Annotated in this window: 12 protein-coding genes and 1 pseudogene; 2 read left to right on the plus strand and 11 right to left on the minus strand. The window is 31.2% G+C overall.

Annotated elements, in window-relative coordinates; translation table 11 throughout:
• From SOR77_RS02445 to der, 4 genes and pseudogenes are all read right to left on the minus strand, one after another.
• Positions 1-205, minus strand: a pseudogene (locus tag SOR77_RS02445) (hypothetical protein); the annotation flags it as partial.
• A gap of 14 nt (positions 206-219) precedes the next feature.
• Positions 220-1,221 carry an NAD(P)H-dependent glycerol-3-phosphate dehydrogenase gene (locus tag SOR77_RS02450; RefSeq protein WP_320635612.1) on the minus strand — a complete coding sequence of 334 codons (1,002 nt, stop codon included), beginning with the start codon at positions 1,219-1,221 and terminating at the stop codon, positions 220-222.
• A gap of 4 nt (positions 1,222-1,225) precedes the next feature.
• Entirely contained in the window at positions 1,226-1,822 is a 597-nt protein-coding gene (plsY, locus tag SOR77_RS02455; protein WP_320635613.1) for a glycerol-3-phosphate 1-O-acyltransferase PlsY, read from the minus strand.
• Positions 1,822-3,138, minus strand: coding sequence for a ribosome biogenesis GTPase Der (gene der, locus SOR77_RS02460; RefSeq protein WP_115312234.1), 1,317 nt, complete (start codon positions 3,136-3,138; stop codon positions 1,822-1,824). The genes plsY and der overlap by 1 nt, the downstream gene beginning before the upstream one ends.
• 144 nt (positions 3,139-3,282) lie before the next feature.
• Here der and SOR77_RS02465 point away from each other — a divergent pair, with 144 nt between their 5' ends.
• Both SOR77_RS02465 and SOR77_RS02470 read left to right on the plus strand, forming a co-directional pair.
• A complete protein-coding gene (locus SOR77_RS02465; RefSeq protein WP_320635614.1) occupies positions 3,283-4,056 on the plus strand; it encodes a threonine/serine exporter family protein in 774 nt (257 codons plus the stop codon).
• The gene (locus SOR77_RS02470; protein WP_320635615.1) at positions 4,056-4,496 is read left to right on the plus strand and encodes a threonine/serine exporter family protein; all 441 of its coding nucleotides are present in this window, start codon (positions 4,056-4,058) and stop codon (positions 4,494-4,496) included. The genes SOR77_RS02465 and SOR77_RS02470 overlap by 1 nt, the downstream gene beginning before the upstream one ends.
• Before the next feature lie 157 nt (positions 4,497-4,653).
• On the opposite strand, the gene nifJ is transcribed toward SOR77_RS02470, so the two are convergent.
• The 7 genes from nifJ to SOR77_RS02505 form a co-directional block, all read right to left on the minus strand.
• Positions 4,654-8,220 carry a pyruvate:ferredoxin (flavodoxin) oxidoreductase gene (gene nifJ, locus SOR77_RS02475; RefSeq protein ID WP_320635616.1) on the minus strand — a complete coding sequence of 1,189 codons (3,567 nt, stop codon included), beginning with the start codon at positions 8,218-8,220 and terminating at the stop codon, positions 4,654-4,656.
• A gap of 141 nt (positions 8,221-8,361) precedes the next feature.
• On the minus strand, positions 8,362-9,279 hold the full coding sequence (gene hprK, locus SOR77_RS02480) for an HPr(Ser) kinase/phosphatase (protein WP_320635617.1): 918 nt from the start codon (positions 9,277-9,279) through the stop codon (positions 8,362-8,364).
• Positions 9,272-11,128, minus strand: a complete 1,857-nt coding sequence (gene uvrC, locus SOR77_RS02485) for an excinuclease ABC subunit UvrC (protein WP_320635618.1) — start codon at positions 11,126-11,128, stop codon at positions 9,272-9,274. The genes hprK and uvrC overlap by 8 nt, the downstream gene beginning before the upstream one ends.
• A 7-nt stretch (positions 11,129-11,135) precedes the next feature.
• The gene (locus SOR77_RS02490) at positions 11,136-12,860 is read right to left on the minus strand and encodes an aminopeptidase P family protein (protein WP_320635619.1); all 1,725 of its coding nucleotides are present in this window, start codon (positions 12,858-12,860) and stop codon (positions 11,136-11,138) included.
• A gap of 110 nt (positions 12,861-12,970) precedes the next feature.
• Entirely contained in the window at positions 12,971-14,434 is a 1,464-nt protein-coding gene (locus tag SOR77_RS02495; RefSeq protein WP_320635620.1) for an IS1182 family transposase, read from the minus strand.
• 143 nt (positions 14,435-14,577) lie between these two features.
• Entirely contained in the window at positions 14,578-14,916 is a 339-nt protein-coding gene (locus SOR77_RS02500) for a DsrE family protein (RefSeq protein ID WP_320635621.1), read from the minus strand.
• Between the two features lie 120 nt (positions 14,917-15,036).
• Positions 15,037-15,738, minus strand: coding sequence for a YoaK family protein (locus SOR77_RS02505; RefSeq protein ID WP_320635622.1), 702 nt, complete (start codon positions 15,736-15,738; stop codon positions 15,037-15,039).
• Positions 15,739-15,835 lie beyond the last annotated feature (97 nt).

Raw genomic sequence — 15,835 nt, forward strand, 5'->3', positions numbered from 1 at the left:
TATATACTTTCTCATTTAAAATATTAAATCCTATAACAGGAACTTTCTTTTCGTATGTTTTTAAAGTAGCAAAATCTGTTTTATAGTCTTTGTACATTCTACCATTTATAGCTCTAAATGCTAAAATAAAGAAAATTAAAACAAATATACTACCAAATAATCTTCTAATAAAATATTTTTTCTTTCTCAAAAACTTAACTTTCAAAATACCCCTTCTCGCTATTCAAAAAATATCTCTTCTATTTCTTGTTTATAGCCTCTAGTCATTAACTCTACCACTGCTTCTCTAGGGTCTTTATTATTATATATAACTTCATAAAGTTTTTCTGTAATAGGCATATTAACACCATATTTAACAGCTAAGTCATAAGCTGATTTTGTTGTCTTAATACCTTCAACTACTTGACCAACCTTTTTAGAAGCTTGCTCAGACGATAAACCTTGTCCTATCAAAATTCCAGCTCTCCTATTACGAGAATGTATTGAAGTACACGTTACAATTAAATCTCCTATACCTGAAAGTCCATTAAATGTTTGAGGGTTGGCACCTAATTTCATGCCTAGCTTACTCATTTCATAGATTCCTCTAGTTGCTAGAGCAGCTGTAGTGTTATCTCCATATCTTAACCCATCACTCATACCGGCTGCTAAGGCAATTATATTTTTTAAAGCACCTCCTATTTCAACACCTATTAGGTCATCATTAGTATAAACTCTAAAAGTATCTGTTGAAAATACTTCTTGGACTATTTTACTAGAATCATAATCATTTGAAGCTGCAACTATAGCGGTTGGTATTTCTTTTCCAACCTCTTCTGCATGAGATGGACCCGATAAAGAAACAAAGTTTGAGTTTGGCAATATTTCACTACTTATTTCACTTACTCTATCAAGTGTATTAAGTTCTAATCCTTTAGATAAATTAACTATTAATTTGCCATCAGCTATATCTTTTATACTTTTAGCTACTTCTCTAAATTTTTGAGTTGGAACAGCCATAACTATCATCTCACAAGAGTCTATACATTTAACAATATCATCTTGTGCCTTTAACCCTAAAAGGTCAATTTGTGGAAGATACTTTTCATTTATACCTAGAGAATTTATATTATCTCTATCATCTTTATTACGAACATAAAAATTCACAGCATGTCCTTTTTTGTGCAAAAGACGAGCTATTGCAGTTCCCCAACTTCCGCCACCAATTACAGATATTTTCATAACCTCAACCTCTCAATCTATTCTTGCCAATTTTATTTTCTGAACCATTTATAATTCTTTTAATATTGTCCTTATGTCTATATACACCAAGTATTCCTATAAATATTACTATCATAATTTGAACTTGCGACAAATCATTAAAAAATATAAATAAAACTGAAACTAAACAAAAATATAGTATAGATGCTAAAGAAACCATTTTTGTTACTACCGCAAATAATATCCATGAAACCACAGAGATTAAATCTAAACTAAACCCTAGAATTGCGTACACACCTATAGTTGTTGCTACACCTTTACCACCTTTAAAGTTCATGTAAAAAGGATAGTCATGACCTATAATTAATGCAAGTGCACATCCATATAATAGATTAACACTTACATTAAATGTATTCTTTAAAAAATACATAAGTACCAACCCTTTTAAAAAATCAATTAAAAAGGTTAAAATACCTATTTTCCTTCCAAAAGCCCTTATTGCATTAGTAGTTCCTGCATTTCCAGATCCATATTTTCTAACATCTTTTTTCAATAAAAGTTTTCCTAAAATATATGAACCTGAAATAGACCCTGCTAAATATGATAGCAGCAACCAAGTCATTATTTTTCTCCTCTGTTTTTCAAACTTATAATTATAGGCACTCCATCAAATGAATATGCTTCTCTTATTTGATTTTCTATATATCTGATATAAGAAAAATGGAACAGATCTTTATCATTTACAGATAATTGAAATTTAGGAGGTCTTACAGCAACTTGTGAACCGTAATACAGCTTACCTCTCTTACCTTTATCAGAAGGTGGTTGATTAATCAAGACAGCTCTATTAAGTATATCATTTAATACTCCTGTCTTTATTCTGTGATTATAGTTATTGTTTACAATTAAAATCATGTCCAATAATTTTTCAACTCTTTGTCCCGTCAGGGCTGAAATAAAAACTATTGGAGCATAATTAATGAAAGGTAATCTCTTTCTAATAGTAGCTTCATATTCTTTAACAGAACCATTGTCTTTTTTAACAGCATCCCATTTATTTACAGCAACAATTATAGCTTTGTTGTTGTCATGTGCATAACCTACTATTTTAGCATCTTGTTCGCTGACTCCTTCAACTGCATCAATCAAAAGAACACAAACTGATGACCTTTCAATAGCAGTTAAAGTTCTAATAACAGAATATCTTTCAATATTTTCATATATTTTTTTCTTTTTACGTAAACCTGCTGTATCTACTAAAATAAACTCTTCATCTTTATACTTAAATTTAGAGTCTATAGAATCTCTTGTAGTACCTGGAATATTTGTTACAATTGACCTTTCTTCTCCAGTTATATGATTTAGCAAAGAAGATTTTCCGACATTTGGCTTACCTATAAAAGTTACACGAATTTCATCTTCAAAACTATCTTCTAAATTTTTATCAAAACCTTCTATAACTTGATCTAGCAGATCTCCAACTCCCATTCCCTGTTCGGAACTTACAGTAACTGGTTCACCTAAACCTAATTCATAAAAATCATATAAATTACTTTTAGCTATTTTTGAGTCAAATTTATTTACTGCTAGTATAACCTTTTTATTAGACTTCCTTAAATAATTAGAAATTTCTCTATCGCTTGAAGTAACTCCTCTTACACCATCTGTTAATAAAATAATTACTTCACTCATATCTAAAGCTAAATCTACTTGAGCTTTAATACTAGACATAAAAATATCTTCATCTTTTAAATCCAGTCCACCAGTATCTACTAATAGAAATTTTGCCCCTAACCATTCGGCATCAGAATATATTCTATCTCTAGTTACACCTGGTGTATCTTCAGTAATTGAAATCTTACGACCTACTATTTTATTAAAAAGTGTGGACTTGCCAACATTGGGAGTTCCAATGATGGAAACAATCGGCTTTTCCATACTCTCACCTCTTCTTTAATATCTCTAACATTATACCATTGTGGTGTATTTGTTTCAATTATGCTATTTTTAGGTAATTGATGATAATCATTTAAAAGTGTATAATTTAATTAATATAGAAACCAAAAATTTTGTGGAGACATTATGAGAAATTTAAATAACTTAGCTGAGGCAAAACAACTAATAAAACTTGCCATTCACGCAGGTAGACTACAAATAAAAAATGGGGCAGAAATCTATAGAGCAGAAGACACAGTTCTTAGAATATGTAAGTCTGCCGAAAATGTAAGCAAGGTTGATGCTCATGTTCTTCCTTCTGGAATATTTGTCTCTTTAGAATTTGATGATGATATAATAACAGTGTTCAAAAGTGTTGGGGTTTCCACAACAAATATGTCAAAAATAGATAAGATAAATACTTTTTCAAGAAATTTTGTAATAAGCACAATGTCAATGGAGACGGCTTTTAAAATTTTAAATTCTATTGAAGAAGAAAATGATACAGCATATTTTAAATTTGATATCTATGCAGGATTTTGTGGAGCATTTTTTTCAGTTCTATTTGGAGGTCAACTTAGAGAATTTATATGTGCATATATAGTTACATTTACAACTTCTCCAATCTTAAGAAAAATAGAACCCTTTAAATTAAATTTTGTAGTAACTAATTTTATAGGTGCATTTTTAATTTCTATATTTACATTTTTACTGTATCTTTTAAATTTACCTCAATCAATGGATGAGGTTATTATAGGTTCCATCATGATTTTAGTTCCTGGGTTAGTAGCTACAAATGCAGTTAGAGATATAATGAACAGTGATTTTCTAAGTGGTCTTATAGGATTGACCAAAGCTATTTTTATAGCTTTGGGGATTGCAATAGGAGTAGGACTAACACTTAGCTTTTTGAGGTTGTAATGAATTATATTTTTGAATTTTTGATATCTTATCTTGCCACTTTGGCATTTGCATACTACTTTAATTGTCCTAAGAAATCTCTTTTTTATACTTCATTATTAGGTGGAACTTCTTGGGTTGTATATAGTATTATGCGTAACTTACAAATATCGTATATACTTTCGGGAGTAACTTCAGCATTCGTTATTGGACTATCTAGTGAATTTTTTGCTAGAAAATTAAAAATGCCAGCTACAATATTTTTAATTCCTGGATTGGTTCCTCTGGTTCCTGGAGCGGGAATGTATTACACAATGTATTATTTAATACAACAACAATATGACTCTTTTCAAGATAAGGCAATAGAAACCTTATTTTTAGCAGGTTCACTTGCTGCTGGAGTTGTAGTGTCTTCTTCAATTTTTAAAATAATTTCTTTTTATCAACAAAAAAATAGATAGAGTCCATATAATTGTGTAAAAAGAAAAGTTCTAAAAAAAATGATGTTGCAGAGTAGAATCATCTATTCTGCAACATCATTTTTTAGAGCCTTTTAAAGCGCCTACTTTATCAAAGGTCTGAAGAGATTTTAAACTCTCTTATTTTTTATTCTATCATTTACTTTTGTTCTTCAGAAGATTTTTCCAAAATTGTTTCAGATTTTTGCATATTTAGATAATTATTGTATCTTTCTTTAGCATTTTCTTCTGCAATTTCAAATAATTGTTCAGCACGTTCAGGGAATTGACGAGCTAATGAAGTATATCTAACTTCTCCTTGCAAGAACTCTCTATATGAGCCTTTTGGTTCTTTAGAATCTAAAATAAATGGATTTTTTCCTTCTTTTTTAAGGTCAGGATTGTATCTGTATAGATGCCAGTAACCTGCTTCAACTGCAAGTTTTTCTTCTTCTATAGAACATCCCATACCTTTCTTAATTCCGTGAGATATACATGGAGCATAGCATATTATTAGAGATGGACCATCATATGCTTCAGCTTCTTTAATAGCTTTTAGAGCATGATTTTTGTCAGCACCTAGAGCTATTTGAGTTACATAAACATATCCGTAAGTCGCAGCCATTAGACCTAAGTCTTTCTTTCTTGTAACTTTACCAGCTGCAGCAAATTGAGCAGTAGCACCTGTTGGAGTAGCCTTAGAAGCTTGTCCGCCAGTGTTAGAATAGATTTCAGTATCTACTACGATTACATTTATATTTTCTCCTGATGCAAGAACGTGATCAAGTCCTCCGAATCCGATGTCATATGCCCATCCGTCTCCACCTATTATCCATTGAGATTTCTTAATTAAGAAGTTTTCAAGGCTCTTTAATTCAACTAATATTTCATTGGCTTCTTCATTATCATATTTCTTTTCCAGAGCTAGAAGAACATTCGCGGATGCTGCTTTTGAAGTCTTATAGTCAGCCATACTTGTTATCCATTCATTAAATACTGCATTAGTTTCAGAATCAACATTTAATTCAATGAATTGTTCCATTAATATCTTGATTCTGTCTCTTGTGACAGTTTGGCTGATTGCCATACCATATCCATATTCAGCATTATCTTCAAACAAAGAATTCGCCCAAGATGGACCATGTCCCTCATCATTTGTACAATATGGCATTGATGGAGCTGAACCACCCCAAATTGAAGTACATCCAGTTGCGTTAGCAATGCTCATTCTGTCTCCAAATAATTGAGTAACCAATTTGATATATGGAGTTTCTCCACATCCTGCACAAGCTCCTGAAAATTCAAGATGTGGTTGGAAGAATTGAGAGTTTTTAACATTATTTGGTTCAAAATCAGCTTGTTTAGACTTAACTTGATTTGAAGCATATTCCCAATTTATAGCCTGATCAGCATAAACATCTTCGAACGGTGTCATTACCAAAGCTTTTGTTGGAGCTGGACAAACTTGAGCACAGTTTCCGCAACCAGTACAGTCAAGAGATGAAACTTGAATTCTATATTCATAGCTATCGGCCCCTTTACCCTTACCTTTTACAGTTTCAAAAGTGCTTGGCGCGCCTTCTTTTTCGGATTCATTTAATAAGAATGGTCTTATTGCAGCATGAGGACATACTAATGAACATTGGTTACATTGTATACAGTTTTCAATTTTCCAATCAGGTATATTAACAGCGATTCCTCTCTTTTCATACTTAGAAGTACCATTAGGGAAAGAACCATCTTCCATTCCTACGAATGTAGAAACCGGTAAATCATTACCTTCTTGACGATTTACAGGGATTAGAATGTTATTTACAAATTCTGAAGCCCCTTTGATGCTATAATCTGCTGCATCATTAGCAGATTTCCATTCTTCTGGAACTTCAATTTTTTGTAGGGCATCTATTCCTTGGTCTACTGCTTTATAGTTCATAGCAACTATTTCATCGCCCTTAGAACCATAATCTTTTACAATTGCCTTCTTAAGAAGTTCTGTAGCTTGTTCTATTGGAAGTACTTTTGATAGTTTAAAAAATGCAGATTGCATTACCATGTTAGTTCTTCCACCAAGACCAATTTCTGCAGCTATCTTAGTAGCATTTATTGTGTAAAACTCTATTTCATTTTCGGCTATATATTTTTTCATAGCTCCCGGTAATTCATTAGCGAGAGTTTCTTTATCCCAAACTGTGTTAAGTAAAAAAGTTCCACCTTTTCTAAGTCCTCTCAAAAGGTCATATTGGTGTACATATGATTGTTTTGAGCAAGAGATGAAATCAGATTCAGCTAATAGATAAGTTGATGTAATTTTTTCTTTACCAAATCTTAAGTGAGACATAGTTACCCCACCTGATTTTTTAGAGTCATAGTCAAAATAACCTTGAGCATACATATCTGTATTATCTCCGATTATCTTTATAGCACTCTTGTTTGCGCCTACTGTACCATCAGAACCGAATCCCCAGAATTTACATCTAATTGTTCCCTTTGGTTCAGTTGTGATTTTTTCTTCTATTGGTAAAGAAAGGTTAGTAACATCGTCTTCTATACCAACAGTGAAATTATGTCTTGGATTTTCAGCATCTAAATGTTTGTATACAGCTAACATTTGTGAAGGATTTGTATCCTTTGAACCTAGACCATATCTACCACCAACAATCTTAGGTGCATTTTCTTGTCCATAATAAATATCTCTAACATCTAAGAATAATGGCTCCCCGGTAGCTCCCTTTTCTTTAGTTCTATCTAAAACAGCAATTTTTTTAACTGTCTTAGGCATAGTTGCTAAGAAATGTTCTTTTGAGAAAGGTCTGTATAAATGTACTTTTAGTAAACCAACTTTTTCGCCCTTATCGGTTAGATAATCTACAACTTCTTCTATAGTTTCTGTTACGGAACCCATTGCTACTATTACTTTTTCAGCATTTTCATCTCCATAATAGTTAAATAATCCATATTTTCTGCCTGTTAAGTCAGAAATTTTATTTATATAATCTTCAGTAATTCCAATTATATCTGTGTAGAAATTATTTGATGCTTCAACTTCTTGGAAATAAATATCTGGATTTTGAGCTGTACCTCTTACTTTTGGTGAAGCAGGGTGTAAAGCTCTTGCCTTAAATTCTCTAACGGCTTCTTTATCAACTAATTTAGCTAGATCATCATAATTTAAAACTTCAATTTTCTGAACTTCATGTGATGTTCTAAATCCGTCAAAGAAATGAGTAAAAGGAACTCTTCCTTTTATAGCTGCTAAATGAGCTACTGCTGCCATATCCATAGCTTCTTGAACAGAGCCTGATGCTAACATAGCAAATCCTGTAGCACGAGAAGCCATTACATCTTGGTGGTCACCAAAAATAGAAAGTGCATGTGATGCTAGTGCACGTGCTGCCACGTGGAATACTCCTGGAAGTAATTCGCCTGCTATTTTATACATATTTGGTACCATAAGTAAAAGACCTTGTGATGCTGTATAAGTAGAAGTTAAAGAACCTGCTTGAAGAGCACCATGTACTGCTCCAGCTGCTCCAGCTTCAGATTGAAGTTCTTTAACAAGAACTTCTTGTCCAAATATATTTTTTCTTCCTTGCGCTGCCCATGCGTCTACGTGTTCAGCCATAGGTGAAGAAGGTGTTATCGGAAATATACATGCCACCTCTGAAAACGCATATGCGACATGCGCTGCTGCCTCATTACCATCCATTGTTTTAAAATGTTTAGCCATTTTAACCCCCTAGTTAGTTTTAAAAATTTTTTCTCTACTAATCATTATAAATCTAATAATTTATAATTGCAATGAGTTTGAGTATAATAAACGTCAAAAATGTGTATTTTACTTGTTCAGAACCCCTTCCAAATTGTGGAATTAATCTAATTTATATCCTAATATCCTTTTATTTAACTCTTCTGCAGGATTATAACCTTGTTCTTTTTGTTTAAAATTCTTCGTTGCAATTTCTATAATTAATGCCGAATTTCTTCCTGGCTTAACTGGAATATCAAATTTTGCTACCTTTTTATCTAAAATAGTTTCATATTCATTGTCTATTCCCAATCTATCATATTCAATTTCATGGTCCCAAGGTTCTAAATTTATAACCATCTCAACCTCTTTAGAATCCATTACAAAACCTATGCCAAAAATCTTTTCAACATCTATGATTCCAACTCCTCTAATTTCCATAAAATGTTTAGTTATTATTGGAGATTTTCCTATCAACCTATCATCTATTCTCTTTATGATTACTGAATCGTCTGAAATTAATTTAGAGCCCTTGGATATTAAATCAAGCGCAGTTTCACTTTTCCCTACACCGCTATTTCCTTTTATAAGAACACCTACTCCATAAACATCAAGTAATACTCCGTGCATTCTTATAGTGGGAGCTAACTCTATTTCCATATAATTTTGGAATTTAATAGAAAATTTAGAAAAAGTTTCCTCAGTTCTTAATAATGTAATATCCATTTCTTTTCCAAGTTCAATTATTTCATCGTGAATCCATCTATCTCTCATAAATATTATGGCTGGAATTTTACATGAAAAAAGTTTTTTAACAGCTTCATATCTCTCTTTAGAACTCATTTCATTTAAGAAATACCATTCTTGTTCCCCAATTATTTGCACTCTTTTGTCATCAAAAGAATCAAAATGTCCATTTAATTGCAATCCCGGTCTATTTATGTCCAAAGTTTCTAAATATATTTGATTAAAATTATTCGATTTATATAAAATTTTTAAATTTAAATCATTAATTACTTTATTTAATGCTATTTTATCCATTTAGTCCTCCATGGAAGTGGTTATAGATACTTTCTGCAGCACTTCTATTCATACTTTCAACTATTTCTAACTCTTCGATTGTAGCTTCCCTTATTTTTTTAATAGATTTAAAATGTTTCATTAAATTTTGTTTTCTAATTTTTCCTATATTTTTTATATTGTCCAACTCTGATATAAAAATATCTTTTTCTCGTAATGAACGGTGATAATTTATTGCAAATCTATGCGCTTCTTCTTGAATTTTATATACCATTCTATATATATTGCTATTTATCTTTAAAGAGAATTCTTTGTTCTCATATATAATTCCTCTCGTTATATGAAAATCATCTTTTACCAAACCGCAAACAGGAATTTTAATATTCAATTCTTGTAAAACTTTCAAAGCTATATTAACTTGTCCTTTGCCGCCATCCATCATTATTAAATCAGGAAATTTTGAAAATGAAGAATTTTTATCATTATTTTTTTCTTCAATGCCTCGAACAAATCTTCTATATAGAACTTCTTTCATAGAAGCATAATCATTAGGTCCTTCAACAGTACGAATTTTAAATTTTCTGTAATCACTCTTTTTAGCAACTCCATCTTCAAAAACAACCATAGAACCCACAGATTCTATCCCGTACGTGTTAGATATATCGTAAGCTTCAACTCTATTAGGAATTCTATCTAAGCCTAATAAAGCCCTTATCTCTTCTAAAGTTCTTATATTGTATTCTATTTTTCTCTTATATTTGTCAGCGTATTTACTAATCATTTCTAAAGCATTTTGTTTTGCAAGTTTTACTAACTTTAATTTATTCCCTCTTTGTGGGGCTATTATGTCAACATGATATCCTCTTTTTATAGAAAGAAATTCTTCGAGCACTTTTTTATCTTCCGGTTCTGATTCCACAATCAATTCTTTAGGGATAAAACTAACTCCTGCATAAAATTGTTTAATAAACGCACTTACTATTTCACTATTCTGATTTTCAAAATAGTCTTTCATAAAATAATGCTCTCGTCCTATTATTTTTCCCTCTCTAACAAAAAATACTTGAATTAAAACTTCATCAATTCCTCTTGCCAATCCTATAATATCTTGGTTTTCTGAGATATTGGTATTTGAAATAATTTGTTTTTCTTTTAAAATTTCAAGTGATTGAATATCATCCCTATACATTGCAGCTTTTTCAAATTCAAGTTTACTTGATGCTTCCATCATTTTTTCTTTCAATGCCAGAAGCATCTTTTCATCTTTCCCTTCTAAAAAATTAGATATTTCATTAATCATGTCATTGTATTTTAATTCGTCTACATCACCTTTGCACGGAGCAAGGCATTTGCCTATAAAATAATTTAGACAAGGTCTGTATTTACCAATATCTTTTTTTAAATTTAAACTACACGTTCTCAATGGATATATTCTATTTATTAAATCTATTGTATCATTCACAGCAGTAATCGCTGGATAAGGCCCGAAATACTTTGCATGGTCTTTTAGAATTTTTCTAGTTTTTAAAACTCTTGGGTATTTCTCATTAGTTATTTTTATATAAGGGTACTGTTTGTCATCTCTTAGCAATATGTTATATTTAGGAAGGTTGTCTTTAATTAAGTTACTTTCCAGAATTAAAGATTCAATTTCATTTTCGACTATTATATATTCAAAGTCTGCAATATGTGAAACCATCGCTTTTACTTTAGCATGACTTTTACCATAACTGCCAAAATATTGACTAACTCTCTTTTTTAAATTTTTAGCTTTTCCAACATAGATTATTTCATCTTGAGCATTTTTCATTATATATACGCCTGGTAAATCGGGGAGTTTTTTTAGTCTTCCTGTTATATCGTCCAACATATCACCTTTATATTTCTCTAGTATATTTCTTTAACCATTCTTTTTCTTCTTTAGTCATAAATTTATTTAATTTCTGATATACTTCTTTATGATAATTATTTAAACATGCTTTTTCTTCATCTGTTAATAAATCAGAATTTACAGCATCTAAATCTATAGGAGCATAGGAAATAGTTTTAAATTTTAAATATTGTCCATATTCATTATATTCATGTTCAACAACTTCTAATATATTTTCTATTCTAATTCCATGTTTGCCATCCTTATATATTCCTGGCTCATTTGAAATTATCATTCCTGGCTCTAATTTTTTCTCGGCATTTGGATTGAATTGCGGTGGACTTTCATGAACGCCTAATACATATCCTACGCCATGTCCTGTTCCACATCTATAATCTTCATTTATCGCCCAAACTTCTTTTCTAGCAATTGCATCTAGTGCTAAAGACTTAGTCTTTGCAGGGAAAATAGCATTCATTAGTTGTAAATGAGATTTTAACACATATGTGAAATGCCTTTTTTCTTCCTCTGTTAACTCTCCAACTGCAAAAGTTCTTGTAATATCTGTTGTGCCATCTAAATATTGTCCACCTGAATCAACTAATAAAAATCCTCTGTTTTCTATCTTAGCTGCACTTTTTTCACTAGCAGAATAGTGCATCATACTTGCATTAGCACCATAAGCAGATATAGTTCCAAAGCTTAAATCTAAGAATCTATCATCTTTCGCCCTTAATCCATCAATTTTATTAGCACAAGTCCACTCAGTTTCATTGCTTAAATCTGAATTTTTAAGCCAATTCATAAATTTGGTTACATATACACCATCTCTTATGTGAGATTCTCTTATATGCTCAAGTTCACCTTTGCTCTTAATGCTTTTTAAATATCCTACAATGTCATCTTTTTCAATTACATTGTTTTTTTCTTCTATGAGTTTATATAGTTTTGTATTTGTCTGTGGACTCAAAATAAACTTTTCATTTTCGACATTTGATAAGATTTCAAAAATATCTTCATATTCATAAATTTCAAAACTTTCTTTTAGTTCATCAATAAAAGAATCTATTTTTTTAGTATCTATAAATAATTTAGCTTTATTTAAAGTTACTAAAGCATATGCAAAAGTTACAGGTACATTTTCAATGTCTGCGCCTCTTGTATTGGATATCCAAGCAACTCCTTCTAAACTGGACACCAATGTAGCAGTAGCGCTTTTTTTCTTAAGAGTATCTCTTACAACGGATAATTTTTCCTTTGAACTTCTATCACTCCACTCGCTATGAGAAAATGATTTTGTCTCTTTAAATTCTCTATCTGTCCAAACTTGTTTATACAAATCAATATCTACTAATTCAGCATTAACTTCAGATCTTAATGTTTCATATTGAGAAATTGGCATATAAAGAGCATTATATCCAATTCTCTTGCAATTGCTATTTTTTAAAAATTCATTAACAGTTGGAAATCCGTCGACTCCTATTTTCATAAGTTTAAAGCCAGTTCCAGATATTTGACGTTCAGCTTGCTCAAAATATCTTCCATCGGCCCATAATAATGCTTTATTTTTTGTTACTACTGCAGTTCCTTGAGAACCGCTAAAATTGGTTAAATGTTGTCTTTCCTTATAATAATCTGCTAAATATTCACTATTATGTGGGTCCGATGTCAAAACTAAATATGCATCAATATTGTTTTCGTTCATCAGTTTTCTTAACATATCCAAACTCATATTATCTCTCCTCTTCATGATATTAATTTTTATCTAATTGTATATCTAATATACTTATATATTTATTTTACTATTAGTTATATAAAAAAAATAGAGCTTTTCAGCTCTACTCAGATTGTAGACAAACCCAGGAATTTTCCTTGGGCTTGTTTGCATTTTAATAGCTTTAATAATTTATTAAAGATATTCGTAAAAATATGCCTTATTAGGTCCTTATTCGGGTCTAATCTATACATTAAGGTTGCTAACTTTTTCATATTTAGGCATGCAAATGTAAGTGCTGCTTTCATTTCCATTTTTCCTTTACCAATCATATTGGTGTATCGAAATCCATGGAATTCTTTAGCACTTCCAAATACTCTTTCGATTGTTTCTTTTCTTCGACTGTAGTCTTCTTTTCCTTGATTTGTATATCTGTATTTTTCTGATATATCAAGATAGTTTTGCCAGATGTGTCTAGTGATTACTTTTTGATGGTTTTTACTTTGAGTACACATACTTAGATTTGGACAGTTTTTACATATTTCTTTATCACTTTTATATTGTCTATATCCTTGTCTATCTGTTGTTTTATAGTCTAGGACTTGATTTTTTGGGCATAGGTAGCAATCATAGTATGCATCATAGACATAATCTTTTTTGTAATATGGCTTTTCTGTTTTGGCTTTTCTTTTTGGGGCGGTGTAGGGTAAGACGGGTAGTGTGGAATCGTCGATGAGTTTTTTTGCTATGGCTGGTGTTTTGTAGCCGACATCCATAACTATTTTTTCTGCATGATATTGTTTTAATTTTTCTTCATAAAAGGGGATAAAGCTTGTGCTGTCATGAAGATTGCCTGGAAATGTTTTGTAGGCTAAGATCCAGCCGTTTTTATCACAGGAGGTTTGTATATTGTAGGCGAATACTTCTTTGTGTTCTCCTTTATGGAAAAGTCCACTTTCTGGATCTGTTGTGGACGTGGTGATTTTTCTTGTTTCTTGGCTTTTGCTTTTTTCTTTTAAGGGTTTTTTACCATGCTCTTTTCTGTCTTCATCGATTTCTTTTTCTAGGTCTTCTTGATAGGCTTTTGCTTGGGCTTTTAGTTCTTCTCTTTTATTTTTATGTCTATTTGCATGGGCTTTTACGTGGGTTGCATCGACAATTTGTATTTTGCTATCTACAAAGCCTTTGTCCATTGCTTGGCCTAATATATTTGCAAAGATTTCTTCAAAAATCTTTGTATCTTTAAATCGTCTTCTGTAGTTTTGACTAAAGGTGGTAAAGTGTGGAATCTTATCATAAAAATCAAAGCCTAGAAACCATCGATAGGCAATGTTTACTTCAATCTCTTTTATTGTTTGGCGCATACTTTTTATGTTGAACATGTATTGAATGAATATGATTTTAAAAAGCACGAGTGGGTCTATGCTTGGTCTTCCATTATCTAAGCAGTATTTATCTTCAACTAAATCATAGATAAAGTCAAAGTCTATGTATTTATCTATTTTTCTAAGTATATGGTCTTTAGGGATTAATTCTTCGACTGAGATCATCTGAACTTGATCTGTTTTTCGTTTGTTATTTTTGGACAGCATGTTTCCACCTACTTTCTTGGTAGTTTTATACCATTATTAGCCTATGTTTAGCCATTTATGTATGAAAAAAGGTAGGTGTTTTTCGCTTTACACCTACCTTTGTCATCAGTCTCAGGACAGATTTAAATCTGTCCCCTCTTATTTTAAAATACTAAAACTTCATATCCTTCATTAGCATATTTTGAAACACCTGCGTGTCCATTCATATCTTGTATCAATTCTAATCCGGCTTTTTTATTATCTTCAAGCACTCCTAGAATTTTAGAACAAGCATAGCAAGCTCCAACAATTGTTCCATTTTCTTTCAAATTTAAATACAAAGCATTCTTTTCTTCTTCCAGTTTTTTAGGCAATATTACAGATTGCCCTTCCAGTACAACCTTTACTTCATTTCCAGTTTCCTTTAATTGTTTAGCATTCATTAGAGCGTGTAAAAAACACATTTTCTTACCTTCCATAGTGTAGATTAAAATTTTCTTCATCAGTTACTCCTCACAATCTAAATTCCTAAATTAAAATCTTCTATAAAACATAAACTTTAATTCCTTATACCCAAATAACAAAACTAACACCCAAATAGTGCTAGCCGACTAAAATCATTATTAAACTTTCTGTCTCTTTCTTATTAAATGAACTTGATTGTACTCTCTAAGATAAAAATAATATCCTCCACACAACAAATATAAAACACCTATAGCCCCAAGTGGTTTATTGAAATTTTCAAGTATTATATATCCTACAAACCCACCCACTATGAAAAATACTATGGATAAGATATAAAATTTAACTTTCCAAAATTCTGTTTCTCTGCCTCTTATGTATGAGCCAAGCGCAAATCCCGCATCTGTTAAATAACCTGTGACATGACTTGTCCTTATAAGCGTGCCCTTATACTTTATAAACATCCCGTTTTGCATCCCTATTAGAAGAGAAATCAAAAACAACATAGATGACTCAAAATTCAAAAAATCTGTAAAAATTAAAGCACTTCCACCCACTATAAGTGAAATGCCATATCTCTTTTTAGGAATTCTAACTTTGTCATAGTATAAAATTCCGGATAGTGCTGAACCTATAAAAAAACTTCCCAATAAAATAAATAATCTATATGGAATATCTAAATTCTCATATAAACTAATTGCTATTTCACTTGAATTCCCGGTATGGTGTGTTATTGGAGTGCCAAGTTCTTTTATTGCATACACATTTATCGCGCCTGTAAGCATAGTCATCCAATAAATCCAAGTTACAAACCTATAATTAGCAATTTCATGCGCCTTAATTGCCTTTGACTTTTTGTTCATAAATCTCCCTTATCGTATATATTCTAGAACAATTATACAATAAAAAGTTGAGTTTTTTTATTACAATTTAAAAAGTGTGGAAAATCAAATTCCACAC

The organism is Peptoniphilus sp. (genome assembly GCF_034090345.1).
In the GTDB taxonomy this organism is placed as follows: domain Bacteria; phylum Bacillota; class Clostridia; order Tissierellales; family Peptoniphilaceae; genus Peptoniphilus.